General features: G+C 61.3%; 5 protein-coding genes and 1 pseudogene. All 6 read left to right on the top strand.

Features of this window, described 5'->3' with window-relative positions; all coding sequences use genetic code 11:
* Positions 1-335 precede the first annotated feature (335 nt).
* Positions 336-623, top strand: coding sequence for a hypothetical protein (locus tag J8I87_RS43285; RefSeq protein WP_209938744.1), 288 nt, complete (start codon positions 336-338; stop codon positions 621-623).
* A 514-nt stretch (positions 624-1,137) separates the two neighbouring features.
* Positions 1,138-1,485 carry a hypothetical protein gene (locus J8I87_RS43280; protein WP_209938743.1) on the top strand — a complete coding sequence of 116 codons (348 nt, stop codon included), beginning with the start codon at positions 1,138-1,140 and terminating at the stop codon, positions 1,483-1,485.
* A gap of 2 nt (positions 1,486-1,487) precedes the next feature.
* Complete coding sequence (locus J8I87_RS43275; protein WP_209938741.1) at positions 1,488-2,009, top strand: hypothetical protein; 522 nt, start codon at positions 1,488-1,490, stop codon at positions 2,007-2,009.
* 80 nt (positions 2,010-2,089) lie between these two features.
* A complete protein-coding gene (rpoD, locus tag J8I87_RS43270) occupies positions 2,090-4,120 on the top strand; it encodes an RNA polymerase sigma factor RpoD (protein WP_209938739.1) in 2,031 nt (676 codons plus the stop codon).
* A 42-nt stretch (positions 4,121-4,162) separates the two neighbouring features.
* Positions 4,163-4,549, top strand: a complete 387-nt coding sequence (locus tag J8I87_RS43265) for a hypothetical protein (protein ID WP_209938737.1) — start codon at positions 4,163-4,165, stop codon at positions 4,547-4,549.
* A gap of 195 nt (positions 4,550-4,744) precedes the next feature.
* Positions 4,745-4,911 (top strand): annotated as a pseudogene (locus J8I87_RS45545) (integrase); the annotation flags it as partial.

Here is a 4,911-nt window from a genome sequence, read left to right as displayed (position 1 = left end):
CGGATAGAAGTTCGTTCCGGTACTGGCTGGAACGCTCGTCACACCCCGACCCTGGATCAGACGTTAATCACACGAAGATGGCAACATGAAACCCGATCCGTACGCCCGACGATGCAGAAGGCTTGACAAACGAGTCCCCATAGAAGCGGACAATTGAACTTGGCCGGCACGCGGACATTTGAATCTGGCTTTGACACTGTATGTAGTTGATTCACAATCGGATCCTCCCGTGTACCGCGGCACCGCGATGGCTCGCCCCCTCAATCTGCGAGTTGTCGCGCGTCTGTCACGAGATAACAGTACTGTATTTACATACAGTACTCTGGGAGGCGACGATGGAGCATCTGATCAGGGTCTATAACGAGCAGGACCGGCAAACGCTCGAATGGCTGCGTCGGCATGTCAGTGACGCCGCGATTGCCGCCGCCGTTGAGCGTTGTGCAGGGTCAGGCAAACCCTGCCTTTCCTCGGTCTGCCGACAGCTGGGCGTCAAAACTCCCGGATTCCATGTGCCGCGGCGGGAGAACCCGAGTCCGGTCGCCGAACAATCCCTGGCGGCCATCCGACGCATTCTCGCCGCCCACATGGCGTCGACGGTCGCGAGCCCGGTGGTATCACGCTAGTCGCGCAGCGGCGGACGTTGCCGCCGCTGCCGCGCTCAAGGAGGCGCTACCATCGATGAACGCCAATCCGGCCACGAGTTATGGTGCTGTTCGTACTGGCGCAGTGACTCTGTCGATAAGGCGTTCAATTACCTGCATTTGCGGGCGCTCTCCCCTCCAGTCCCAGCAGCCATCCGGGTTGGCTTTGACCCATCCGACGTGGAGGAAGGGACTGGCGGGTGGCACGGCGCAAGCTTCCTCGGGCACTGGGACGTCGGGCTGCGCTGCCGGATAGACATCGATCGCATGGTAGTACTTCGCCCAACTGTTGTCGCCGGCCGTGACGGAATCATTGATGTTCTGCTTGCAGCCATGCGGGGCGGACCCGGCACGTAACGCGGGCGCGTTTGAGCGTCGAGGCCCGGTAAAGGGTCACCACACGATTGGCTGGGGAGTGGTGTCGCGCGTACACATAAACATGTGTAACACGCAAATACGTGCTAGGATATCCGTAGCTGTTCATGGAGGGAAAACCATGCCCGAAACCGTCAATTTCACCGGAGCGGTCGATCGTGATCTGCTCAAACGCGCCAAAATCCTGGCGGCCAAGTCCGACACCTCCGTCAATGCGCTATTCAACGCCGAGTTGCGGTATCTGGTCGAGACGTTCGAAGCGGCGGAAGTCAGCGGTAACGAAAATTTCCGCACCCTGCTCGACTTCTCACTGGGCCGTCTTGACGACGGCCAGGCAATGGAAGCGCTCGGGATCGACAGTGACGAGGACCTGTTCTTACTCATGGCACAGGCGCATCTACCGATGCCCCGACTGCCGGAAGCGAGAACCCGCAGCATGGTTGATGACCTCAATGCCTTGCGCAAATAGCAATGGCGAACGCGGACGTTACGCTGTTGCCCGATGCCGGGCCGTTGATCACCCTCGCCTATGCAGACGCGCTGGACTTGCTGCTAATGCCGGGATGGTCCGTCGCACTGGTTGACATGGTGCTGCACGAAGTCACGCGTAACAGTACGCCGACGAGTGAACAGATCGCCGGTTGGGTCCGCCAGCACGGTGTTCCCGTACTCGGCACCAAGGTGTACAGGCATCACACGCAGACAGGTACCGTAGCGGCGCCCGCGCGGAAATCAAATCTCGGTGAGCTGGCTGTTCAGGAAGCGATGAACGAGTTCGCCCTTACCCCGGTACGCACCGGCGTGTTCCTGTTCGAGGATCACCGCATCGCTCGCTCAAGCTTCCTGCTGCCCTCTAACTGCCGGAAGGTATCAACGCGCGCCTTTCTGATCTTCCTCGAACAGCAAAAACTTATCGAATCGGCGAGCGCTATCGAGCGCCGCGCGATTCACGCCGGGCGACATTTTTCGAAACTGCGCTTTCCGCCAGAGTAGCGACCATGCATGACCATGCCGCAGTCGCACACGATTCCGCGATCCCGTTCATACGCCGGCTGGCAGCCTGACCTGCTGTCATGCTCGCGACGTTCGTCGGCCAACCTGTCGAGGAGAATGTATTGGCATATCCAGTTCGCGACGATTCAGCATCCCGCGTGATCGCGGTTACGTCAAAGACCGGCCGCCGCGTGCCAAAGGGAAAAACCCAGGCCGCAGCGATACCGCTGGACGTCGCGTCGATGGCGCGCCACGACGAGGAGCGTCAACGGCAGATGCGCGCGCTGATCGCGCTTGGCCGTGAGCGCGGCTATCTCACCCACGCGGACATCAACGATCACCTGCCCGACAACTTTACGCAAACTGCTGCGATGGAGACGATCGTCAGCACCTTTGGCGACATGGGGGTCGCAGTGCACGAGCAGGCGCCGGACGCGGAGACGCTCCTGCTGAACGACGCCGGGCCTGCCGTGGCCTCCGACGATCAGGCGGACGAGGAAGCGGAAGCTGCCCTGTCGACCGTCGATTCCGAATTCGGCCGCACCACGGATCCGGTCCGCATGTACATGCGTGAGATGGGCGCCAGCGAACTGCTGACCCGCGCCGGCGAAATCGGGATCGCAAAACGCATCGAGGACGGCCTGCAGGACATGATTCAGGCGATCGCTGCGTGTCCGTCGGTCGTGTCCACGATTCTTGCCGATGTGGACCGCATCGTCGCCGGCGAACTGCGTATTGACGAACTGGTCGATGGCGTCAGCGACGACGTGGACGAAAGCGGAATGACGCTGGAGTCTGAAGAAGATGATGTGGAAACACCCCCCGCCGACCATGACCCGGACGGTGACGATGTTGAAACGGACGCCGGGGATCCGGAGAAAGCGAACGCAGCGCGCCTCGAACAACTCACGAATGACAGTCTTGCGGTTTTCGCGCGTGTGAGGGCACTGTTCGAGCAGTTGGCGGATGTGCCCGTTACCGGCAACGCCCGTTCCGCGGCTGTTGCGCGCGTGTGCCCGGAGATCCAGCGCGAGCTGGCGCCGATCCGCTTTACGGCCCGAACCATCGACCGCCTGTGCACCAGTGTGCACGAACAAGTCACTGAGATTCGTGCGATCGAGCGCAACATCCGGGAGATCGCCGTCGACCGTTGCGGCATGCCACACGAGGCGTTTGTCGAGTCGTTCCCGGGCCACGAGACCGACCTTGAATGGACCAGCCGCATGGCGGCGACACCGCGGCCGTTTGGCGCCGCCCTCGAGCGACATCTGCCGGCCATTCAGGTCGGGCAGCAGAAACTCACTGACATCGAGGCCAGGGTCTCGCTGCCGCTCCAGCAACTCAAGCAGATCAACCGCCAGATGAGTGCCGCGGAGTCGAAAATGCGGCAGGCCAAGCGGGAGATGATCGAGGCGAATCTTCGTCTTGTCATTTCAATTGCCAAGAAATACGTGAACCGCGGCATGCCGTTCCTGGATCTGATCCAGGAAGGCAATATCGGCCTGATGAAGGCGGTGGACAAGTTCGAATACCGGCGCGGCTGGAAGTTTTCGACGTACGCCACCTGGTGGGTCCGGCAGGCTGTCACGCGCGCGCTTGCCGATCAGGCGCGGACCATCCGTGTACCGGTGCACATGACCGACGCGATCAACAAGCTGAACCGGATATCGCGGGAAATCCTGCAGCAGACGGGCAATGACGCGCATCCCGCCGTCCTCGCCGAGCGCATGGAGATGTCCGAGGAAAAGGTACGCGGTATCCTCAGGATCGCGAGGCAACCTGTGTCGCTCGAGACCCCGGTGGGTGACGATGCTGACGCGACGCTCGGAGACATGATTGAGGATGTGTCTGCGAGTTCACCCGCAGAATCCGCGATCCACGCGAGTATGCGCGCCGCGATCGATGAGGCGCTCGACGGGTTGTCGCCGCGCGAGGCCAAGGTCCTGCGGCTGCGATACGGGCTTGATACGACCTCTGAGCACACGCTTGAAGAGGTCGGCAGGCAGTTCGACGTGAGCCGCGAGCGGATCCGTCAGATTGAGAGCAAGGCGATGCGCAAGCTGATGCATCCCGGTCGGGCAGACAAGTTGAGACACTTTTTCGAGCGCTGAGCAAAGAACTGAACTGCGGTGGCGCATTAACGGAACGACACAATGAACAAAGCAAGCGCGGGCAAGGCCGAACGCAAGATCTCCGAGACGATTCTGGACTTCGGGGAGCCGCTTCTGTCCGAGGCCGTCACCGAAGACACGCCGATCGCCGCGGTGCGCGAGCTATACAAGCTGGTGGTGCTTGTCTGGAACGCACATGTTGCAGCCACCCCCCGCTGGGGAGATCCCGGCCATCTGCAGATGCTGCAGCAGATGGCCTCCTCGCCGCAGATGCCATCGCAAGCGCGTGCCTGGATCGGCAAACTCTCACAACGATGGCGGGAGAAGTTCTCCGACGCCAAATACTGTGTTGCAGAATGGCACGTCAAGATCAAGGATGACGATACCCTGAGCTTTTTCTGCGACGCCCGGGAGGCGCCGCGGCGCTAATACGTCTCGAGTAGCGAGATCACGGCACTTGTGGGTAATCCGTTCTGCCGGAATATCCGGTACATCATCGTAATCTCGTGCAGGGCAAGGAAGCCACGCCAGATCACGGTAGGACCGGGCGGATGTCATGCTTTCGTGCGAGATAGCCACCAAGTTTTGCGATCCACAAGACGACCTGTGCAAGCGACGGTGGCGATGGGCCAGTTCTTCGTACGGCGCGATGCCGACGGCACCATGCGCTGGTGGCTGACCGTGCACGGCAAGGGCGACCGGGACCGCCTGGTGCCGGCCACGCGCGAACTGATGGCGGAGCTCACGCGCTACCGGCAATCGTTCGGGATGACGGCCCTGCCCTCACCCGG

The organism is Paraburkholderia sp. LEh10, assembly GCF_017814945.1.
GTDB lineage: Bacteria > Pseudomonadota > Gammaproteobacteria > Burkholderiales > Burkholderiaceae > Paraburkholderia.
Note: the sequence above shows the minus strand (reverse complement) of the source record. Positions and strands in the feature narration are given on the sequence as shown.

Coding starts and splice junctions, on each gene's coding strand:
- J8I87_RS43285 (WP_209938744.1), top strand. CDS start 336: ATGGAGCATCTGATCAGGGTCTATAACGAGCAGGACCGGCAAACGCTC.
- J8I87_RS43280 (WP_209938743.1), top strand. CDS start 1,138: ATGCCCGAAACCGTCAATTTCACCGGAGCGGTCGATCGTGATCTGCTC.
- J8I87_RS43275 (WP_209938741.1), top strand. CDS start 1,488: ATGGCGAACGCGGACGTTACGCTGTTGCCCGATGCCGGGCCGTTGATC.
- rpoD (WP_209938739.1), top strand. CDS start 2,090: ATGCTCGCGACGTTCGTCGGCCAACCTGTCGAGGAGAATGTATTGGCA.
- J8I87_RS43265 (WP_209938737.1), top strand. CDS start 4,163: ATGAACAAAGCAAGCGCGGGCAAGGCCGAACGCAAGATCTCCGAGACG.